The organism is Methylobacterium sp. 1A, from assembly GCF_058072805.1.
The window spans coordinates 283966-302485 of the sequence record NZ_JBYQVE010000001.1; the positions used below are offsets into that span (position 1 = coordinate 283966).

Annotated in this window: 19 protein-coding genes and 1 pseudogene; 13 read left to right on the forward strand and 7 right to left on the reverse strand. The window is 73.4% G+C overall.

Annotated features, from left to right (window positions below):
• Positions 1-8 precede the first annotated feature (8 nt).
• Both ACX9MN_RS01330 and ACX9MN_RS01335 read left to right on the forward strand, forming a co-directional pair.
• Positions 9-1481, forward strand: a complete 1473-nt coding sequence (locus ACX9MN_RS01330; protein WP_489723561.1) for a M81 family metallopeptidase — start codon at positions 9-11, stop codon at positions 1479-1481.
• The gene (locus ACX9MN_RS01335; protein ID WP_056525601.1) at positions 1478-2620 is read left to right on the forward strand and encodes a M20/M25/M40 family metallo-hydrolase; all 1143 of its coding nucleotides are present in this window, start codon (positions 1478-1480) and stop codon (positions 2618-2620) included. The genes ACX9MN_RS01330 and ACX9MN_RS01335 overlap by 4 nt, the downstream gene beginning before the upstream one ends.
• 17 nt (positions 2621-2637) lie before the next feature.
• Here ACX9MN_RS01335 and ACX9MN_RS01340 read toward each other — a convergent pair whose 3' ends face one another.
• On the reverse strand, positions 2638-2802 hold the full coding sequence (locus tag ACX9MN_RS01340; protein WP_165923085.1) for a hypothetical protein: 165 nt from the start codon (positions 2800-2802) through the stop codon (positions 2638-2640).
• A 73-nt stretch (positions 2803-2875) separates the two neighbouring features.
• Positions 2876-4270, reverse strand: coding sequence for an amidase family protein (locus ACX9MN_RS01345; protein ID WP_042674391.1), 1395 nt, complete (start codon positions 4268-4270; stop codon positions 2876-2878).
• 317 nt (positions 4271-4587) lie between these two features.
• On the opposite strand from ACX9MN_RS01345, the gene ACX9MN_RS01350 reads away from it, so the two are divergent.
• On the forward strand, positions 4588-4749 hold the full coding sequence (locus tag ACX9MN_RS01350; RefSeq protein ID WP_012317896.1) for a hypothetical protein: 162 nt from the start codon (positions 4588-4590) through the stop codon (positions 4747-4749).
• 63 nt (positions 4750-4812) lie between these two features.
• Here the strand turns inward: ACX9MN_RS01350 and ACX9MN_RS01355 are convergent, their stop codons facing one another.
• Together ACX9MN_RS01355 and ACX9MN_RS01360 are read right to left on the reverse strand one after the other, a co-directional pair.
• Complete coding sequence (locus tag ACX9MN_RS01355; protein ID WP_042674390.1) at positions 4813-5736, reverse strand: metallophosphoesterase family protein; 924 nt, start codon at positions 5734-5736, stop codon at positions 4813-4815.
• Between the two features lie 61 nt (positions 5737-5797).
• Positions 5798-6289: pseudogene (locus ACX9MN_RS01360) on the reverse strand (VIT1/CCC1 transporter family protein); the annotation flags it as partial.
• Between the two features lie 295 nt (positions 6290-6584).
• Here ACX9MN_RS01360 and ACX9MN_RS01365 point away from each other — a divergent pair.
• The 3 genes from ACX9MN_RS01365 to lpxK are packed head-to-tail and all read left to right on the forward strand — an operon-like array spanning position 6585 to position 9678.
• Positions 6585-7370 (forward strand): lysophospholipid acyltransferase family protein, encoded by a 786-nt coding sequence (locus ACX9MN_RS01365; protein WP_489723562.1) that lies wholly within the window; start codon positions 6585-6587, stop codon positions 7368-7370.
• A complete protein-coding gene (locus ACX9MN_RS01370; RefSeq protein WP_132366845.1) occupies positions 7367-8698 on the forward strand; it encodes a 3-deoxy-D-manno-octulosonic acid transferase in 1332 nt (443 codons plus the stop codon). Before ACX9MN_RS01365 ends, ACX9MN_RS01370 begins: the two co-directional genes overlap by 4 nt.
• Positions 8698-9678, forward strand: a complete 981-nt coding sequence (gene lpxK / locus ACX9MN_RS01375; protein ID WP_489723563.1) for a tetraacyldisaccharide 4'-kinase — start codon at positions 8698-8700, stop codon at positions 9676-9678. Before ACX9MN_RS01370 ends, lpxK begins: the two co-directional genes overlap by 1 nt.
• 3 nt (positions 9679-9681) lie before the next feature.
• Here the strand turns inward: lpxK and ACX9MN_RS01380 are convergent, their stop codons facing one another.
• Entirely contained in the window at positions 9682-9900 is a 219-nt protein-coding gene (locus ACX9MN_RS01380) for a DUF2093 domain-containing protein (RefSeq protein ID WP_132366847.1), read from the reverse strand.
• Positions 9901-9962: 62 nt separating this feature from the next.
• Entirely contained in the window at positions 9963-10949 is a 987-nt protein-coding gene (locus tag ACX9MN_RS01385) for a bifunctional riboflavin kinase/FAD synthetase (protein WP_056525586.1), read from the reverse strand.
• A 276-nt stretch (positions 10950-11225) separates the two neighbouring features.
• Between ACX9MN_RS01385 and ACX9MN_RS01390 the strand changes: the two genes are divergently transcribed.
• The 6 genes from ACX9MN_RS01390 (at position 11226) to ACX9MN_RS01415 (ending at position 15352) form a co-directional block, all read left to right on the forward strand.
• Entirely contained in the window at positions 11226-11609 is a 384-nt protein-coding gene (locus tag ACX9MN_RS01390) for a response regulator (RefSeq protein WP_012317888.1), read from the forward strand.
• 110 nt (positions 11610-11719) lie between these two features.
• A complete protein-coding gene (locus tag ACX9MN_RS01395; RefSeq protein ID WP_020093693.1) occupies positions 11720-12253 on the forward strand; it encodes a protein phosphatase CheZ in 534 nt (177 codons plus the stop codon).
• Positions 12254-12386: 133 nt separating this feature from the next.
• On the forward strand, positions 12387-13175 hold the full coding sequence (locus tag ACX9MN_RS01400; RefSeq protein WP_091979486.1) for a creatininase family protein: 789 nt from the start codon (positions 12387-12389) through the stop codon (positions 13173-13175).
• A 70-nt stretch (positions 13176-13245) separates the two neighbouring features.
• Entirely contained in the window at positions 13246-13995 is a 750-nt protein-coding gene (locus ACX9MN_RS01405) for a DUF1223 domain-containing protein (protein ID WP_132366848.1), read from the forward strand.
• 110 nt (positions 13996-14105) lie between these two features.
• Positions 14106-14663 carry a sigma-70 family RNA polymerase sigma factor gene (locus tag ACX9MN_RS01410; RefSeq protein WP_020093690.1) on the forward strand — a complete coding sequence of 186 codons (558 nt, stop codon included), beginning with the start codon at positions 14106-14108 and terminating at the stop codon, positions 14661-14663.
• On the forward strand, positions 14663-15352 hold the full coding sequence (locus tag ACX9MN_RS01415) for an NrsF family protein (RefSeq protein ID WP_132366849.1): 690 nt from the start codon (positions 14663-14665) through the stop codon (positions 15350-15352). The genes ACX9MN_RS01410 and ACX9MN_RS01415 overlap by 1 nt, the downstream gene beginning before the upstream one ends.
• Positions 15353-15415: 63 nt before the next feature.
• Here ACX9MN_RS01415 and ACX9MN_RS01420 read toward each other — a convergent pair whose 3' ends face one another.
• A complete protein-coding gene (locus ACX9MN_RS01420; RefSeq protein WP_020093688.1) occupies positions 15416-15907 on the reverse strand; it encodes a YcgN family cysteine cluster protein in 492 nt (163 codons plus the stop codon).
• A gap of 314 nt (positions 15908-16221) precedes the next feature.
• On the opposite strand from ACX9MN_RS01420, the gene ACX9MN_RS01425 reads away from it, so the two are divergent.
• Positions 16222-18519, forward strand: coding sequence for a transglycosylase domain-containing protein (locus ACX9MN_RS01425; protein ID WP_020093687.1), 2298 nt, complete (start codon positions 16222-16224; stop codon positions 18517-18519).
• Position 18520: the final 1 nt, after the last annotated feature.

Sequence of the window (18520 nt, forward strand, 5' to 3'; positions counted from 1 at the left end):
ACAGGACCTTGAAGATCTTCATCGCCGGCCTCGCCACCGAGACCAACACCTTCGCGCCGCTGCCCACCGGACGGTCGGCGTTCCACGCCGACTACGCCCGCCGGGACGGCAGCCTGAACCCGCCGAGCCTCAGCAATATCGGCCTCAAGGCCTGGCGCGCGCTGGCCGAGGCGGACGGGCACACCGTCGTCGAGAGCCTCTCGACCTTCGCGCAGCCCGGCGGGATCACCCTGCGGGCCGTCTACGAGGAGCTGCGCGACGCCCTGCTGGAGGACCTGGAGGCCGCGATGCCGGTCGACGCGGTGCTGCTGTTCATGCACGGGGCCATGGTGGCCGAGGGGTACGACGACTGCGAGGGCGACACCCTGGAGCGGGTCCGCGCCATCGTGGGACCGGACGCCACGATCGGCGTCGAGCTCGACCTCCACTGCCACCTCACCGAGACGATGCGGGCCAGCGCAGACGTCATCGTGATCTACAAGGAATACCCCCACACCGACATCGTCGACCGCGCCCGCGACCTGTACCCCCTGGTCGTCCGGACCGTGGCGAAGGACATCCGGCCGGTGATGGCCTACGCCGACTGCCGGATCGTCAACATGTGGCGCACCAGCCGCGAGCCGGTCGCGGGCTTCGTTCGCCGCATGGAGGCGCTGGAGGGGCGCGACGGCATCCTGTCGGTCTCCTTCGGGCACGGCTTTCCCTGGGGCGACGTGGCCGATGTCGGCGCCAAGATGCTGGTCGTGGCCGACGGCGATGCCGGCAAGGCGCAGGCGCTGGCCGACGAGCTGGCCGGGGCCGTCTGGGCGATGCGGGAGGAGGCGGCGAGCCACTGCGACACGATCGACGCGGCCATCGACCGGGCGCTCGCCTCCGGCGACCCGCGCCCGATGGTGCTCGCCGACTTCGCCGACAATGCCGGCGCGGGCGCACCCTCCGACAACACCGCGATCCTCGCCCGCCTCGCCGAGCGGGGCATCGCGGACGTGGCGCTCGGCCTGATCTGGGATCCCGGCGCGGTCGGCATCTGCCACGAGGCCGGCCTCGGGGCGACCTTCACCCTCCGGATCGGCGGCAAGTGCGGCGTGACCTCCGGGAACCCGGTGGACCTGCGCGTCACGGTCCGCGGCCTGTCGGACGACCACAGCCAGACCGGCCTCAGCGGCGGCCGGGCCCAACTCGGCCCCGCGGCCTGGGTGGAGGCGGACGGGATCCACGTGGTGCTGACCCACAAGCGCCAGCAGGCCTTCGCGCCCGACGCGTTCACGGGCCTCGGCCTGAGCCTCGACGACAAGCGGATCGTCGTGGTGAAGTCGATGCAGCACTTCTACGCCGCCTTCGCGCCGATCGCGAGCGAGGTCCGCTACGTCGCGGCGCCCGGCGCCGTCCCGCCGGATTACGGCGCGATCCCCTACACCAAGCGGTCCGGCCTCTACTGGCCGCGTGTCGCCGATCCGTTCGCCGAGGAGAACGCCCGATGATCCCGGACCTGTCCTTCGACGCGCGCGAGATCCTCGCGACCCTGCAGCCCTGGGTGCTGTGCGAGAGCCCCACCCACGACGCGGCGGCGGTCAATCGCATGATGGGCGTCGCCGCCCGCGACCTCGCGCTTCTCGGGGCGACCGTCGAGACGATCCCGGGCCGCATGGGCCTGAGCGACTGCGTCCGCGCCCGGTTGCCGCACCGGGACCGCGACGCGCCCGGCATCCTGGTGCTCGGCCACCTCGACACGGTGCATCCGGTCGGCACCCTCGGGAGCCTGCCGTGGCGGATCGAGGGCGACCGCGCCTACGGTCCCGGCATCCTCGACATGAAGGGCGGCAACGTCATCGCGCTCGCGGCGATCCGCGCCCTGGCGGCGGCCGGGATCGAGACGCCGCTGCCGGTGACCGTCCTGTTCACCGGCGACGAGGAGATCGGCAGCCCCTCCACCCGCGACCTGATCGAGGCGGAGGCCGCCCGCCACGCCGTCGTGCTGGTGCCCGAACCCGGCCAGCCCGAGAACGGGGTCGTCACCGGCCGCTACGCCATCGCCCGCTTCGACCTCGAGGCCCTGGGCCGCCCGAGCCACGCCGGCGCCTCGCCCCACGAGGGGCGCTCGGCGATCCGCGCGATGGCGCGGAAGATCCTCGCCATCGACGCGCTGTCGGATGCCGACTGCACCGTCTCGACCGGGATCGTCTCGGGCGGGCAGTGGGTGAACTGCGTCCCGACCGTCTGCCGCGGGCAGGCGCTCAGCATGGCCAAGCGGCAGGCCGACCTCGACCGCGGCGTCGAGCGGATGCTGGCCCTGTCGGGCGAAGAGGACGGCGTCCGCTTCACCGTGACCCGCGGCGTGACCCGGCCGGTCTGGGAGCCGGATGCCGGCTGCATGGCGCTCTACGAGCAGGCGCGTGCGCTGAGCGAGGCGCTCGGCCAGCCCCTGCCCCATCGCAGCGCCGGCGGCGGCTCGGACGGCAACTTCACCGGCGCCAACGGCATCCCGACCCTCGACGGGCTCGGACCGCTGGGCCAGGGCTACCACACCCTGGAGGAACACGTGCTGATCGAGACCCTGCCGCAGCGGGCCCGGCTCTTCGCGGCCCTGCTCGCCAACCTCGGCGCCGCCGGCCGGCCCTGAGGCCGGCCGCGCCCCGATCAGGCGCGACCCCGGCCGAGGGCCGCGACCGCCAGTGCGCCCAGCAGGCCCCCGGCCGTGCCGCCGCCGAAGAAGCCCGCCAGGGCGAGGAGCGGTCCCGACGACGCGGTCAGGAGACAGAGCAGGGTGCTCCCGAGGCACCCGCCGGTGGCGATCATCGACATGCCGCGCCTTATGCAACCAATGGTTGTAAAAGCGGGGCGGCGACGGTTCGGTTCCGGCGGACGCGGTTGCGCCTCAGGCCGGGTCGACCGGCATCTCCGGCACGCCGCCGGCCTCGATCGCCGCGCCGGCCGCGAGGCAGAGGTCTTCCCGGTAGCGGGCAGCGACCAGCTGCACGCCGACGGGTGTCCGCCCGACGAGGCCGGTCGTCACCGTGAGCGCCGGGACGCCGATCGGCGCCAGCCCGACCTGCAGCAGGTTCGCCTCGAAGGCCCGGGCAATCCCGGCATCGCCGGTGCGGTCGAGGCCGTCCGGGAAGGGCAACTCCCCCGAGACCGGGACCAGCAGCACGGGGTTCTCGGCCAGGAACAGCGCCCAGTCCCGCGCCAGCGTCGCGCGCCGGGTCAGCGCCCGGGCGATGGCGTCGGGCGCCATCGCCTCGGCCCGCGGCCGGAAGCTCTCCAGGAGGCCGATCGCCGCCGGATCCCCTTCCCGCTCGGCCGCGGCCCGGACCGCCGCGTAGCCGTCGCCGAGCCAGAGCTGGAGCTGCAGCTCGCTCGCCTCCCGGATCGGAGGGGTGTCGGCGATCTCCGTGACCGCCCACCCGGCCTCGCTCAGGCGCCGCGCGGCCTCGCGCAGGGCGGCCTCGACCTCCGGTGCGGTGGCGAGCCCCCCGGGCCGCACGCAGAGCGCGACCTCGCGCGCGACGGGCGGTCCCTCGAGCGGTGCCGGCACCCACCACGGGTCGCGCGGGTCGGGCGCCGCCATGACCTCGAGGCCGAGGCGCACGTCGGCGATGCTGCGGGCGAGCGGGCCGGAGACCGCCATCAGCTGGGGACCGATGCCGCGCTCGGGCGAGGACGCGTTCCAGGCCGGGATCCGGCCCAGGCTCGGGCGCAGCCCGTGCACCCCGCAGGCATAGGCCGGGTAGCGCACCGAGCCGGCGATGTCGGTGCCGTGCGCGATGGCGCCGATCCCGGCCGCCACCGCGGCGCCGGCGCCCCCGGAGGAGCCGCCGGGCGTCAGCGCCGGGTCGCGGGGATTCTTGGTGTCGCCGTGGAGCTGGTTCGTGGTGAACCAGCGCAGCGAGAAGGCCGGGGTGTTGGTCCGCCCGAGCAGCACGGCGCCGGCCCGGCGCAGGTTGGCGACGACGGGATTGTCGTCCGTCGCCACGAGATCGCGCTGGAGGCGCAGGCCGTTCGTCGTCGCGAAGCCGCGCTGGTCGGCGTTGACCTTGACGGTGACCGGCACGCCCGCCAGCGGACCGGGGGCCTCGCCGCGCGCGCGGGCGGCGTCCACCGCGTCCGCCTGCGCTAGCACGTCCTCGGGCCGGTGCTCGACCACGGCATTGATCCGCCCGTTGACCGCGTCGAGCCGGTCGAGGGCGTCCCGCGCCACCTCCCGGGCCGAGACCTGGCCGGAGCGGATCAGGGCCGCGAGGTCGGTCGCCGTCAGACGCCAGAGCTGCATGGGGTGTCCTTTCGCGCCCGGACGGGCGGGATCCATCCTACGATTCGCGCCGCCCGGGCGGCTCCCGGCCGACCCGCGCAGCATATTCAAAATGCAAGACGGCGGCCGCTTTTTTGCGCACCCGCGGATCGCGTGGCCGGCCAAGGCTTTGCCGCATTGCAGCAGAAGGACCTAAGCATTTCGACGTATACGACCCTTGCCACCTTTGGAACGACTGATAACCTCGCCCTCGTTCGCGCGTTCGACCGGCCAATCCAGCGAGAAGGGACGATTTCCTCAGACGAAAGCAGGCAACCTCCAGCATAAGGCAGGCTCCCATGGCAGAGGTGATTCGCGTCAGGCCGACTCACGACGGCACCTATACCGTGTATCGCGGGACACTCGCGTTGATATGCGGTCTCACCCGCCTCCAGGCCGAGCGCTACGAAGCAAGTCTCAGCCGACAGCAGCGCGCCGACCTCGCGGTCGCCGGCATCTGAACCGCATCGTTGCCGATCATTGGGCCGGCGCCGCCATCACGACGGCCGTGCCGGCTCACGCCCTCAGGCTCCGCCCGGCGCGCCGAGGTCGAGCGTGCCGAGATCGCCCACGGTGCCCGACGCGTCGAGGCCCCGCCGACGGGCCGTGACCGAGAACCCCTGGTCCGCCCGGCCGATCTCGAACAGCAGGTAGGAGGCCCGGCGCGACGCGATCGCGCCGTGACCGTCCGCGCGCGCCGAGGCGGAGGGAGCTCCGATGACTGGGACGGTCCGCCCGTCCGGCCCCGCGATCCGGGCGGTGCTGGTGACGTGATTGTGACCGTGCAGGATCAGGTCCGCGCCGGCCCGCCCGATCATCGCGGTGAACGCCGCCGCGTCCTTGAGCTCGCGCCCCGGTGAGGCGCCGCCGGGCTGCGGCGGATGGTGGATCATCACCACACGGAACGGCCGACCGGGCTCGGTGGCCAGGGCGCGGAGCAGGGTCTCGGCCGCGGCGAGCTGCGACGCGCCGAGGCGGCCGGTCGCCACGAAGGGCTTCGTCGGGATCGCGCTGGACAGGCCGACCAGGGCCAGCGGGCCGCGGCGCCGCAGGTACGGGAAGTGGCCCCAGGAGCCCGAATCGTCCCCCGTGTAGCGGCCGCAGGCGGCGAGCAGGCCTTCCAGGGAGCCGCGGACATAGGCGTCGTGGTTGCCCGGCACGAAGCTCACCGCTTCGGGGGATCCGAGGGCTTCCAGGAAGGTGCGGGCGGTCTCCCACTCGCTGGGCAGGCCGATGTTGCACAGGTCGCCCGTGCAGGCGACGTGCGCGGCCTCCTGCGCCTTCAGGTCGGTGACCAGGGCCTCCAGCACGGTCATGTCGTGGCTGCGCGAGCGCCCCCGCCGCCAGTTGGCGTAGCCGGTGGCGCGCTTGCCGAGGAGCTGGCGGAGGCGCACCGGCCCGAGGGGCCCGACATGCGGATCGCTGAGATGGGCGAGGCGGAAGGTCAACGCCGGTGGTCACCCTCGACACGGGGAAAGGCGCCCCGCATCGCGGGCGCGGCGCGTCCCGTCAAGCGCTTCCGATCAGCATCCCGACCACCAGCACCAGCGCGCCGCCGAGCATGACCTGCAGGGCCGCGCGCCAGAACGGCGTCGCCATGAAGCGCGTGCGGATCGCCGCGATGACCGCGAGCTCCACGATCACCACCAGAACCGCGAGGCTCGTGGCCAGGACGAACGGGTTCGGCCAGCCGGCCGGGAGCGTGTCGGGGATCGCGTAGGGCAGCGTGTGGCCGAGGCCGCCCAGCGTGGTCATCGCCCCGCAGACCAGGCCGCGCAGCCACGGATCGCCGCGGCCGGTGACGGCGCCGTCGTCCGACAGGGCCTCGGTGAACCCCATGCTGATGCCGGCCCCGACCGAGGCCGCGAGCCCCACCAGGAAGGTCGCACCGTTGTGACCGGTGGCGAAGGCCGCCGCGAAGATCGGCGCGAGGGTCGAGACCGAGCCGTCGATCAGGCCGGCGAGGCCGGGCTGCACGTAGCGCAGCACGAAGGCGCGGCGCGCCTCGGCGTGCAGGTCGGCGGCGCTGTCGAGGCCGGCGGCCATGCGAATCTCCTTCTTTGGATCCATTCCAATTTATAGTCTGGAATTGATCTAAACAAGGCCCGCTGCCGTGTTTTCGCCGCGCCGCGGGAGCATCCGCGGCGTCGGAACGCCCGCCGATCCCGGCGGCCTAACCGTGTGGTTGTGGACGAGGCCGATTGTCTCGTCTCCGGAGCGGGAGCTAGACCATGCGCGGTCGAATTCGATCCGGACCTGATCGGGCGGCGGCACGCCGGCCCGCCCCAAGCGTGACATGAGCCTCGGTAAGCGTCTCCTCCGCCAGCCCCCCGTGCAACGCCTCCTCGGCCGTCTCGCGGCGACCTATCTGCGGCTCGTGCGCCTCACCAACCGCTTCGAGATCCACGCGGGTGAGGCGTCCGCGGGCGCGGCGGACGGGTGGATCGACGCGCGCACGCCGCTGATCCTCGGCATGTGGCACGGCCAGCACATCATGATGCCGCTCCTGCGCCGGCCGGGCGACCGCGTGGCGACGATCATCTCGCGGAACCCGGACGGGAACATCAACACCATCGCGCTGGAGCGCTTCGGCGTCCGCGTGATGCGCGCCTCCGGCGCCCGCGGCCGCGGCCGCGCCACCGATCAGCGCGCCAAGGGCGGCGCGGAGGGCTTGCGGGCGATGCTGCGGGCGCTGAAGGCCGGCGAATCCGTGGCCTTCAGCGCCGACGTGCCGAAGGTCTCCCGCCGATGCGATGCCGGGATTCTCACCCTCGCGCGCTTCTCCGGCCGGCCGATCGTCCCGGCGGCCGTGGTGACGAGCCGGCACCTGCGCTTCAGTTCGTGGGACCGGGCCTGCCTCGGGCTGCCCTTCGGCCGCGGCGCGATCGTGCTGGGCGACCCGATCTACGTCCCGCGGGACTGCGAGGGCGAAGCGTTCGAGACGCTCCGACGCTTCGTCGAGGCCGAGATGAACCGGGTCCATGCCCGTGCCTACACCCTCGTCGGGCGCTCTGACCGGGCGGCGCTCTACCGCGACCAGGTCCCTGAGATCGGCCAGGCGCCGGTGGGAGACCTCGCGTGAGGCGCCCCTCCGTGACCCTGCCACTGCAGGCCTACCGGGCCGGCCTGCGCATCGGCGAGCCGGCGCTGACGGGCCTGCTCGCGTGGCGCGCGCAGCGCGGCAAGGAGGATCCGCGCCGGCTCCCGGAGCGGCGGGGCCTGCCGGGCCGGGCCCGGCCGGTCGGGCCGCTTGCCTGGATGCACGGCGCCAGCGTCGGCGAAGCCCTGTCGCTGATCGGGCTCGTCGAGGGCATGATCGCCCGCGGCTTCTCGGTCCTCGTCACCACCGGCACGCGCGCGGCCGCCGAGCTGGTCGGCGTCCGGCTGCCCCCGGGCGCGGTGCATCAGTACATGCCCCTGGACGCGCCGCGCTGGGTCGGACGGTTCCTCGACCACTGGCAGCCGGACCTCGCGGTGATCGCCGAGTCGGAGATCTGGCCGAACACGATCCTGGCGCTCGACGAGCGCGAGATCCCGCTGATCCTGGTCAACGGGCGCATGTCGGAGCGCTCGTTCCGGGGCTGGGAGCGCTGCCCGCGCACCGCGAAGGCGCTCTTGGCGCGCATCGCGATCTGCCTCACGCAGACCCAGGAGGACGGCGAGCGCTTCGCCAAGCTCGGCGCGCCGCGGGTGAGCATCGCCGGCAACCTGAAATTCGACGCCTCGGTGCCGCCGGCCAACGCGCAGCAGCTCGCCTATCTGGGATCCATGGTGGCCGGCCGGCCGGTCTGGGTCGCGGCGAGCACGCATTCCGGCGAGGAGGCCATGGTCGCCTACGCGCACGCGATGCTCAAGGCGCAGTTTCCCCAGCTCCTGACGATCATCGCCCCGCGCCACCCGGCCCGGGGGGGCGAGGCCGTCGCCTGCGCGAACGCCGTCGGCCTGCGCAGCGCGCTGCGGTCCACCGGCGGGCGGCCCCATCCCTCGATCGAGGTCTACGTCGCCGACACGATCGGCGAGCTGGGCTTGTTCTACCGCCTCTGCCCCCTGGTGTTCCTCGGCGGCTCCTTGGTTCCGCGGGGTGGCCAGAACCCGATCGAGCCACTGCGGCTCGACTCGGCGGTGCTTCACGGGCCGCACACCGAGAATTTCGGCGTCATCTACCAAGCCCTCGACCGCGCCGGCGGCGCCATGCCGGTGCGCGACGGCGTCGAGTTGGCGGCGGTCGCCGCCGAGCTCCTCGGTGACCGGGAGCGCCTCGCCGACATGGCCCGCGCCGGGCAGCGCGCCCTGGAGCCGTTCGAGGGGGCGGTGGCGCGCACGCTCGCGGTCCTCGATCCGTTCGTGGCGCAGATGAAGCTCCAGCGCCTCGATCGCGGCAGCCCCGCGCGCCCGCTCGCGCGGGCCTGATGCGACCGCCGGCCTTCTGGGCCGCGGGGCCGGATCATCCGGCCGCGCGCGCGCTGGCGCCGGTCGGCGCGGCGTACGGGGCGCTCGTGGCGCGGCGGATGGACCGCCCCGGCGCGCGGGCCGGCTGCCCGGTCCTGTGCCTGGGCAACTTCACCCTCGGCGGTGCCGGCAAGACGCCGGCCGCCCTGGCGGTCGCGGGCCTCGTCGCCGAACTCGGCGCCGCGCCGGCCTTCCTGTCGCGCGGCTACGGCGGCCGGCTCGCGGGTCCGGTGCGGGTCGATCCCGCGCACCACGCCGCCGCCGATGTCGGCGACGAGCCGCTGCTCCTCGCCCGCATCGCGCCCGCGATCGTCGCCCGCGACCGCCCGGCCGGGGCCGCCCTGTGCCGGAGCCTCGGCGCCGACGTCGTCGTGATGGATGACGGCCTCCAGAATCCGAGCCTCGCCAAGGACCTCAGCCTCGCGGTGGTCGACGGACCCGCCGGCCTCGGCAACGGCCTGCCGTTCCCGGCGGGGCCGCTGCGCGCGCCGCTCGCCCGGCAGTGGCCGCATGTCGGCGGCCTGATCGTGATCGGCGACGGGGCCGGGGGCGAGGCGGTCGCCCGGGCGGCCGCGCGGCGCGACCTGCCCGTCCACCGGGCGCGCCTCGTCCCGGAGACGGACGACCTGGCCGGCCGCCGCTGCCTCGCCTTCGCGGGGATCGGCCGCCCGGAGAAGTTCTTCGCGACCCTGGCCGAGGCGGGGGCGGTGATCGTCGGGACGCGCCCCTACCCCGACCATCATCCCTACCGGGCGCGCGAGCTGGCGGCGCTTTCCGAGGCGGCCCGGCGCCTCGACGCCGCGCTCGTCACCACCGAGAAAGACGCGGTGCGCCTGCCGCCGGCCTTCGCGGCAGGCGTGCGGGTGCTGCGCGTGCGCCTCGCGCTCGACGACGTGGCCGCCCTGCGCGGGCAGATCCGCGGCGCGCTCGGCGCGCCGTGACCGTCAGGGGCGGCCGGTTTCCTTGAGCCGGCTGAGGATCGCCTCGGGGGAGACGTAGGCCTCCTGGCGGGCGGCGCTCCAGTAGCGCAGGGCGTCCAGCGGGATCGGCTCGCCGGTCACCGCGCAGCGCACGAAGCTGCCGGGCTTGACCACCCGCATGGTGCCGTCGCCGTACTCGACGACCGCCTCGCCGTTGTTCGCGCGCTCGTAACGACCCAGCACGTCCGCCTCCTGCTCGATGGTGCCTTCTACACGATCCGCGCGCGCCGCGATGCCCGCGGGGCTCAGGTCAGCATCGACGGGGTCTCATCCCGCGCCAGCATGGTCCGGGCCGCGGCCGCGTCGACATGCATCCGCTCGACCAGCGCCTCGGCGCTGGCGAACCGCTCCTCGCCGCGAATGTACCCGACGAACTCCACGGCGATGTCCTGCCCGTAGAGATCGCCGGAGAAGTCGAACAGGTAGGTCTCCAGCAACGGTGCGCCGTCGTCGAAGGTCGGGCGGCGGCCGTAGCTCGCCACGCCGTCGCGGAACGCGCCCGAGGCCAGGCGGACCCGCACCGCGTAGATGCCGTGCGCGAGCCCGCAATCGGGCAGCATCACGTTTGCGGTGGGGAAACCCAGCTGGCGGCCGCGCTTGTCGCCGTGGCGGACCGCGCCGAGGACGAACCAGCGGTAGCCGAGCAGCGCGTTGGCGCGGGCGACATCGCCGGCCGCGAGGGCCGCGCGGATCGCGCTGGAGGAGACCGGCTCGGTCTCGCCGCCGAGGGCGACCGGCGCCACGATGTGGCAGCTCATCCCCGCCTCCCGGCAGAGGTCGGCCAGGATCGCGGGCGTGCCCTCGCGGCCGCGGCCGAAGTGGAAATCGTGTCCGACGACCACGCCGGACAGGCCCAGCGACCGCTTCAGGAAATCGAGCACGAAGGCGCGGGCGCCGGTCTCCGCCAGAGCCCCGTCGAAGCGGCGCACGATCAGCCCGTCGAGGCCGAGATGCGCGAACACGATCTCCTTGGCGGCGAGGCCGGTCAGCCGGAACATCGGCGCGTCGGGCGTGAAGTAGGCCCGCGGGTGCGGCTCGAAGGTCAGGATCGCGGCCGGCCGGCCGGCCGCGCGGGCGGCGGCGCGCACGCTGTCGACGAGCATCCGGTGCCCGAGATGGACGCCGTCGAAGTTGCCGATCGCCGCCACGGCCCCGGCCAGGGCCGGCGGGACGGGGGCGTCGGCGCGGCAGATCGTGAAGGGTCGCGCGGCCGTGTCGTCGCCTGTGGCCATCGGTTCGGGTCGAGTGCTCGGAAGGGTCGGATAGGGTCGCCTGACATGTCCGCGAGGGGCCCGACGCGGCCGGACCCTGCCGAAAGGCGCCCGGAGGGTCAAGCGAGGCGACGCCGCGCGGGCGGCCATGCGCCGCCCGCGCCGATTAACGGCTTCGCAATGCGCATGCCCTATTTGAAATGCTGTGCAGCGCAGCTAAATTGCAGCGTTAGCGAAGCGTTAATCTATCCGGGAGCCGCCGCGGCTTCCCGCCGGGCAATACGGAGCAGTTGTTCGATGGCTCTCGACCTGAGCATGCCGATCCTCGTTGTCGACGATTACCAGACGATGGTCCGCATTATTCGCAATCTACTGAAGCAGCTCGGCTTCGAGGAGGTCGACGACGCTTCCGACGGGACCGAGGCGCTCGCACGACTGAAGGGTCGCAAGTACGGGCTCGTCATCTCCGACTGGAACATGGAGCCGATGACCGGCTACGAGCTGCTCCGTCACGTGCGCGCCGACGAAAATCTTCGGACGACGCCGTTCATCATGGTGACGGCCGAATCGAAGACCGAGAACGTGATCGCGGCCAAGAAGGCCGGCGTGAACAACTACATCGTCAAGCCCTTCAACGCGGCCACGCTGAAGTCGAAGATCGAGGCGGTCTGCGGCAGCTGACCGGCCTCCCGTCTTCGACCACCGCGCGTCCGGACGGATCGCTCCCGCGCCGCCGGACGCCGAGACGTGGCGTGGCCGGCGAGGACGGCCACAGATCCGAGGAGGAGAGCATGTCGTCAGCCGCCGCACGGCAGACCGATCTGCGGCTTCGCGAGCCGCAGACCGTGATCTCCGAGCTGATCGAGATCGCGGATTACATCGCCCATCTCCGCGAGGAGATCGGGGCGCTGCGCGCGAACGAGATGAGTCGCGACCGGATCCCCATGGCGCACGAGGAGCTCGGCAGCGTCGTGGAGGCGACCGCCGGCGCCACCAACACGATCATGGAGGCGGCCGAGGCGATGCTCGGCCTGCCCGACGGGCCGGGCTACCGCGACGCGGTCGAGGAGCGCATCAACACGATCTTCGAGGCCTGCGCGTTCCAGGACATCACCGGCCAGCGGATCGCCAAGGTGGTCGAATCGCTGCGCCTGTTCGAGCAGCGCCTCGCCCGCTTCGTCGGCGCCGTGAAGGCCCGCGACGCGGCCTCCATGGATCCCGCCGAGCGTGCCCGGCGGACCCGGGCCGAGGACCTCATGCTGAACGGCCCGCAGGCCGTGGACGCCACGCCCTCCCAGGACGACATCGACGCGCTGTTCGCCTGACGCGATCCGGGCCGGCGCGGGACCGGTTGTCTGAGGAAGGATCGCCGGCGCGACGGTCGACTCGGCGCCGGCCTGCCGGCTAGATCGCCTTCCGGACCCGCCGCGTGCGGGGCGGGCGGAGGCCGCGGCAGAGATGACGGCGCAGTTCTGGTCCGAGCTGACCACCGAAGACTTCACCCAACGGGACATGGGTCGCGCGATCGCCGTCCTGCCGGTGGCCGCCGTCGAGCAGCACGGTCCCCACCTCCCCCTCGCGACCGACACCGTGATCGCCGAGGGCTACCTCGCCCGGGTGCGCGACGGCGTGCCGGCGGATCTCGACGTGCTGCTGCTGCCGGTCCAGCCGGTGGGCAAGTCCGACGAGCACGACGCGTTTCCCGGCACGCTCTCCCTGGAAACCGGGACGGCGCTGGCCGCCTGGACGGGCATCGGCGCGGCCGTCCACCGCGCCGGCTGCCGCAAGCTGGTGATCGTCACGAGCCACGGCGGCAACAGCGCGCTCATCGATCTCGTGGCGGGCGAGCTGCGCGCCCGGTTCGGCATGGTCGCGGTCACGACATCCTGGGCGCGGCTCGGCTATCCCGAGGGTCTGTTCCCGGCGGACGAGATCGCCCACGGCATCCACGCCGGCGGCATCGAGACGGCGCTGATGCTGGCCCTGCGGCCGGACCTCGTCCGGACCGACCGGGTCGCGGATTTCCCGCCGCGCACGCTGTCGATGATCCGCGACTTCACCCACCTGCGCGCCGGCCGCCCCGCCGCCTTCGCGTGGAAGGCCGGCGATCTCCAGGCTTCGGGCGCCATGGGCGACGCGCGGCTCGGCACGGCCGAGGCGGGCCGCGCGGCGCTCGACCACGGCGCCCGGGCCTTCGTCGCCCTGCTGCGCGACGTCGACGCCTTCGAACTCGCGCCGCCGGTGTAACCGCCGCCGCGCCGCCGCCGAAGGAGCCGGTACGCCGGGTCCGAACCGCCGGCGTGCGGGAGTTCCGGCCATGCGCCCTGCCCTCTTGATCGCCGCCGCCCTGCTGTGCGGCAGCCTCTACCCGGCCGACGCGGCGGAGCGCCCCGTCGTCGTCGAGCTGTTCACCTCGCAGAGCTGCTCCTCCTGCCCGCCCGCGGAGGCGCTGATCGGCCGCCTCGCCCACGAGCCGGCGGGGGCGCAGGGCGATGTCCTGCCGCTCGCGTTCCACGTCACCTACTGGAACCATCTCGACTGGCGCGATCGCTACGCCCTGCCGGCCGCCACCGCCCGCCAGGAGGCCTACGCGGCCCGTCTCGGCGGACCCACCTACACGCCGCAGGCGGTGATCGACGGGCAGGTCGGGCTGGTCGGCTCCGACGAGGCCGGCCTGCGCGCCGCGATCGCGCGCGCCCGGCAGGCCGGGCCCGGCATTCCCGTGACGCTGGCCCGCGACGGCGAGCAGGTCGTCGCGCAGATCGGTGCCGGGGCCGGCGGCGCCGCGGGCCGCGTCCTCCTGATCGGGTACGATCCGAGCCACACCACCCGCGTGCTGCGCGGCGAGAATGCCGGGCGCACCATCGAGCAGGCCAACATCGTCCGGTCGGTGCGCGACCTCGGGCGCTGGTCCGGCTCCGCCGCGACCTTCGCGTCGGCGCGTCCCGAGGGCGAGACGGCGGCCCTGCTGCTCCAGTCCGAGGACGGGCGGATCCTGGGCGCCGCGCGCCTCGCCGCGTCTCCCGCAACGTCGCACGCCGCGACGGTCCGGGAGGCCGTGCGATGATCCTCGCCGTCCCGGGCGGGATGCCCGCGCGCGGCTGGGTGCTGGCGTCGGGATCGGACCGTGGGGTAGACACGCCGCGTGCCGGGGGACGGAACGACGGCGGAGCCCGGATGGCGCTCGAACAGGAACTGGCGACCCTGATGGCGGCGGCCCAGGGCGGCGACGCGGCCGCCTATCGCGCGCTGCTGAAGGCCTGTCTGCCCGTGGTCTCGGCGATCGCGCGTGCGCAGGGCGTGCGCGGCGAGGCGGTGGACGACGTCGTGCAGGACGCGCTGATGACCGTCCACCGGGCTCGGGCGAGCTACGATCCGGCCCGGCCCTTCCTGCCCTGGCTGCGCGCCATCACCCAGCGGCGGGCGATCGACCGGCTGCGCCGCGCCGGGCGGCGCCCGCGGGAGGTCAACGACCCGCTGGCCTACGAGGCGGAGGTCGATCCGGGGCCGGCCCCCGGCCACGGGCTGGAGGCGCGGGACCGGGCCGCCGCCCTGGCCAGGGCGGTGGCGGCCCTGCCCGACGGCCAGCGGCAGGCGGTCGAGCACCTGGGCCTGCGCGAGTTGTCGCTCGACGAGACCGCGGCCCTCACCGGCCGCAGCAAGGGTGCCCTCAAGGTGAACCTGCACCGGGCGCTGAAGGCGCTCCGGGCCAGCCTGACGCAGGAGCGGGAGTGATGCCCGGAGAGGGGAGCAACTGGGCCGGCGGCGACCTGTCCCGCCACGAGCGGCTCGTCGAGGAGCTCGCCGGCGGGCTCGAACCCGTGCGGCCGCTGCCGGCCCCGGAGGCACGCGCGGCCCTCTGGCTCGGCGCGACGCTTCTGATCGGCGTGGTCCTCGCCGCCTGGATCGGGACCGGCGGCTTCATGCTGCGCATGCACGTGCCGGATCTGGCCTTCGCGGCTTTGGGCGCGGTGCTGACGGCGATCACGGCCGCCTACGCGGCCTTCGCCACCAGCGTGCCTGGACGGTCCGGCCGCTGGGCGCTGCTGCCGCTGCCGCCCCTCGCCCTCTGGGTCGGGGCGAGCGGCCTGGGCTGCCTGCGCGACTGGATCGCGCCGGGGGCCGACCTGCCCGGCGAGCACGCGATCACGGGCTGCTTCAGCTTCCTGATCTGCGTCTCGGTGCCGCTGTCCCTGCTGATCGTCGTGATGCTGCGGCGCGCCTGCCCGCTGCGGCCGAACCTCACGGCCGCCCTCGGGGGGCTGGCGGTGGCGGCGGCGGCGGCGGCGCTGCTGATGCCGGTCCACCCGCACGACGCCACCGCCACGGACCTGCTGTTCCACGCGGCGGCGGTCGCCATCGTGATCGCGGCGAACGGATTGGCCGGAGGCCGGCTGCTCGGCCGACACGCCGGGGCCGGCTAAGGCGTACCGACCGAGGCTCGCGAACTCGGCCGATCGCTCGAGGGGACGTCCGGTGCGGTCGCTTCACACCGCGCCGGGATCGAGGCCCGGCCAAGCCACGATCCGGTCCGGCAACTCGTCCTCCGAGAACTCCTCCTCGTTGCCGGCGAGCCGGCCGCGGACCGAGATGCCCGCCTCGTGCACGCTCGCGGCCCGGCCGGAGACCAGGGGGTGCCACGGGTATAGCGGCTGCCCGTCGCGCACGAGCCGGTACGCGCAGGTCGGCGGCAGCCAGGCGATCGACCGCACCGCCTCCGGCGTCAGGCGCACGCAGTCGGGCACCCGCTTCTGCCGCCGCGCGTAGTCGCGGCACCGGCAGGTGAGGCCGTCGAGCAGGGTGCACCCGATATCGGTGTGGTGGACCTCGCCAGTATCCTCGTCCTCGAGCTTCATCAGGCAGCACCGGCCGCAGCCGTCGCACAGGCTCTCCCACTCGGACGGGGTCATGGCTTCGAGCGTCTTGGTCCGCCAGAACGGCTCGACCGCCCCGCGGCGCGGCGCCTCGGGCTTGGGCATCGGGAAAGTCTCTCGGATGGGAAGCCGCCTCTCTGCCCGAGGCGCGGCACCGCTGCAAGCGTGGCAGCCGAGTGTCGCCGACGGCCGCCCCGCGATTGCCATGCGACCGGATCGCCCCGTCGTGCGTTACGGCCAAGCTCGTCCGCGGCAAATCACGAGACTGCGCAGAGCCTCGCCGCCGGTTCCGGATCCTGCTATGGACGTCGGATGCCGTGCGGTGGCGCCGGCGCAGGGTTCGTGTCCGCGGCGCGGGCGCCCGACCATCCGCCGCCAGGTTCCGCCGCAGAGGCGCTCGACAAGCCGGGTTCGACATCGTGCGCCTGCCGACGTTCACCGAGATCAAGGTCCGCCTCGAACGCGCCGCCCTCGCCTTCGACGCCTGGGTCAACGCGAGCCTGTACGACGGCGGCCAGTCGACGGGTCAGGCTTACGAGCGCTTCCAGCGCGTCATGAGCCGCTTCGCGGTGCGCGGCTGGAAGCGCGTCGCCCTCGACCTGACGAGCGAGGGAGTGACGATCGGGACCGGCGGCGCCATCCTGATGCTCGCGCTGGCGCAGCCGGCCTTCCAGCTCACCAGCGAGAACTGGCTGAAGCAGCAGGATCTGGCCGTCACCTTCCTCGACCGCTACGGCACCGAGGTCGGGCGGCGCGGCATCAAGCACGACGACTCGCTGAAGCTCGACGACTTTCCCGACATCATGATCAAGGCGCTGGTCTCCACCGAAGACCGGCGCTTCTACGAGCACTGGGGCATCGACCCGATCGGCACGCTGCGGGCGCTGGTGAACAACTCCCGCGGCGGCAGCGGCACGCAGGGCGGGTCCTCGATCACCCAGCAGCTCGCCAAGAACCTGTTCCTGACGAACGAGCGCTCCCTGGAGCGGAAGGTCAACGAGGCGTTCCTGGCCCTGTGGCTCGAGAGCCATCTCACCAAGAACGAGATCCTGAAGCTCTACCTCGACCGCGCCTACATGGGCGGCGGCACCTTCGGCGCGGTGGCGGCGGCGGACTACTATTTCGGCAAGCCGCTCAAGGACATCAGCCTCGCCGAGGCCGCCATGCTGGCGGGCCTGTTCAAGGCGCCGACCAAGTACGCCCCGCACGTCAACCTGCCGGCGGCGCGCGCGCGGGCGGCGGACGTGCTGCACAACATGGTGGAGGCGGGCTTCGTCACCGAGGGCCAGATCCAGACGGCGCTCCGCAACCCGGCGACGCCGGTGACCCGCACCCGCGACATCACCGCCGACTACTACCTCGACTGGGCCTTCGGCGAGATCAAGGCGATGGCCGACGCGGGCAAGCTGCGCAACGACCGCGTGCTGACCGTGAAGACGCCGCTGGACCTCGCGATCCAGAAGCGGGCCGACGAGGCGGTGGCCGACATCCTGCGCAAATCCGGCGACGCCTACGACGTGGACGAGGCCGCCATGGTGATCCTCGATCCCGACGGGGCGCTGCGCGCCATGGTGGGCGGCGCGGATTACGGCGAGAGCCAGTTCAACCGCGCTACCGACGCGCTGCGCCAGCCCGGCTCCTCGTTCAAGCCCTACGTCTACTCGGCCGCGCTCGCCTCCGGGCTGTTCAAGCCCGACACGACGGTGGTCGACAGCCCCGTCTGCATCGGCAACTGGTGCCCGCAGAATTACGGCCGCTCCTATGCCGGCCGGGTTCCGATGTGGCTCGCGGTGGCGAAGTCGATCAACACGATCCCGATCAAGATCTCCATCGCCCTCGGCAAGGCGATGGGCATCAGCCATGAGGCCAAGGCCGCCAAGGCGGGCCGCGCGAAGATCACGGAACTCGCCCACAAGATGGGCATCACCTCGAACCTGATCGACACGGTCTCGATGCCGATCGGCTCGGACGAGGTGACGGTCATCGACCAGGCGGCGGGCTACGCGGTGTTCGCCAACGGCGGCTTCCGCGCCAAGCCCTACGCGGCCATCGAGGTGAAGAACTCGTCCGGCGAGGTGATCTACCGCCACGCCGACGAGGCGCCCGAGCGGGTTCTCTCGCCCCAGGTCGTGGCGGACATGAACTTCATGCTCAACAAGGTGGTCGAGGAGGGCACCGGCAAGCGGGCCCAGCTCGAGGGCGTGAAGGTGGCGGGCAAGTCCGGCACGACGAACGCCTACCGGGACGCGTGGTTCGTCGGCTACACCGGCAATTACGTCGGCGCCGTCTGGTTCGGCAACGACGACCACACCTCGACCAACAAGCTCACCGGCGGCTCCCTCCCGGCCCAGCTCTGGCACGACGTTATGGAGCCGGCCCACCAGGGCATCGAGATCAAGGGCCTGCCCGGCCTGAAGGAGAGCCCGCGCGCCGCCCAGCAGCAGGCCTCCGGCGGCCCGACCGCGCCGACCGATCCGAATGCCAGCGCCTACGGCAAGCTCTCGCGCCGCTCCTTCGAGGTGATCAGCGGCCTCAACGGCCTGTTCCGCACCGTCGAGCGCGCGCCCGGCTCGGCCGCGGACGCGCCTGCCGGCGCCGGAAGCGCGCCGAGGACCGGCCGGAAGCCCGGCGATCGGGCGGCGGCGCCGCCGTCGGGTCAGCTGCGCGAGGTCGCCGAGGGCGCCCGCCCGGTCGGCGGCTTCACCGAGGTGCGGTGAG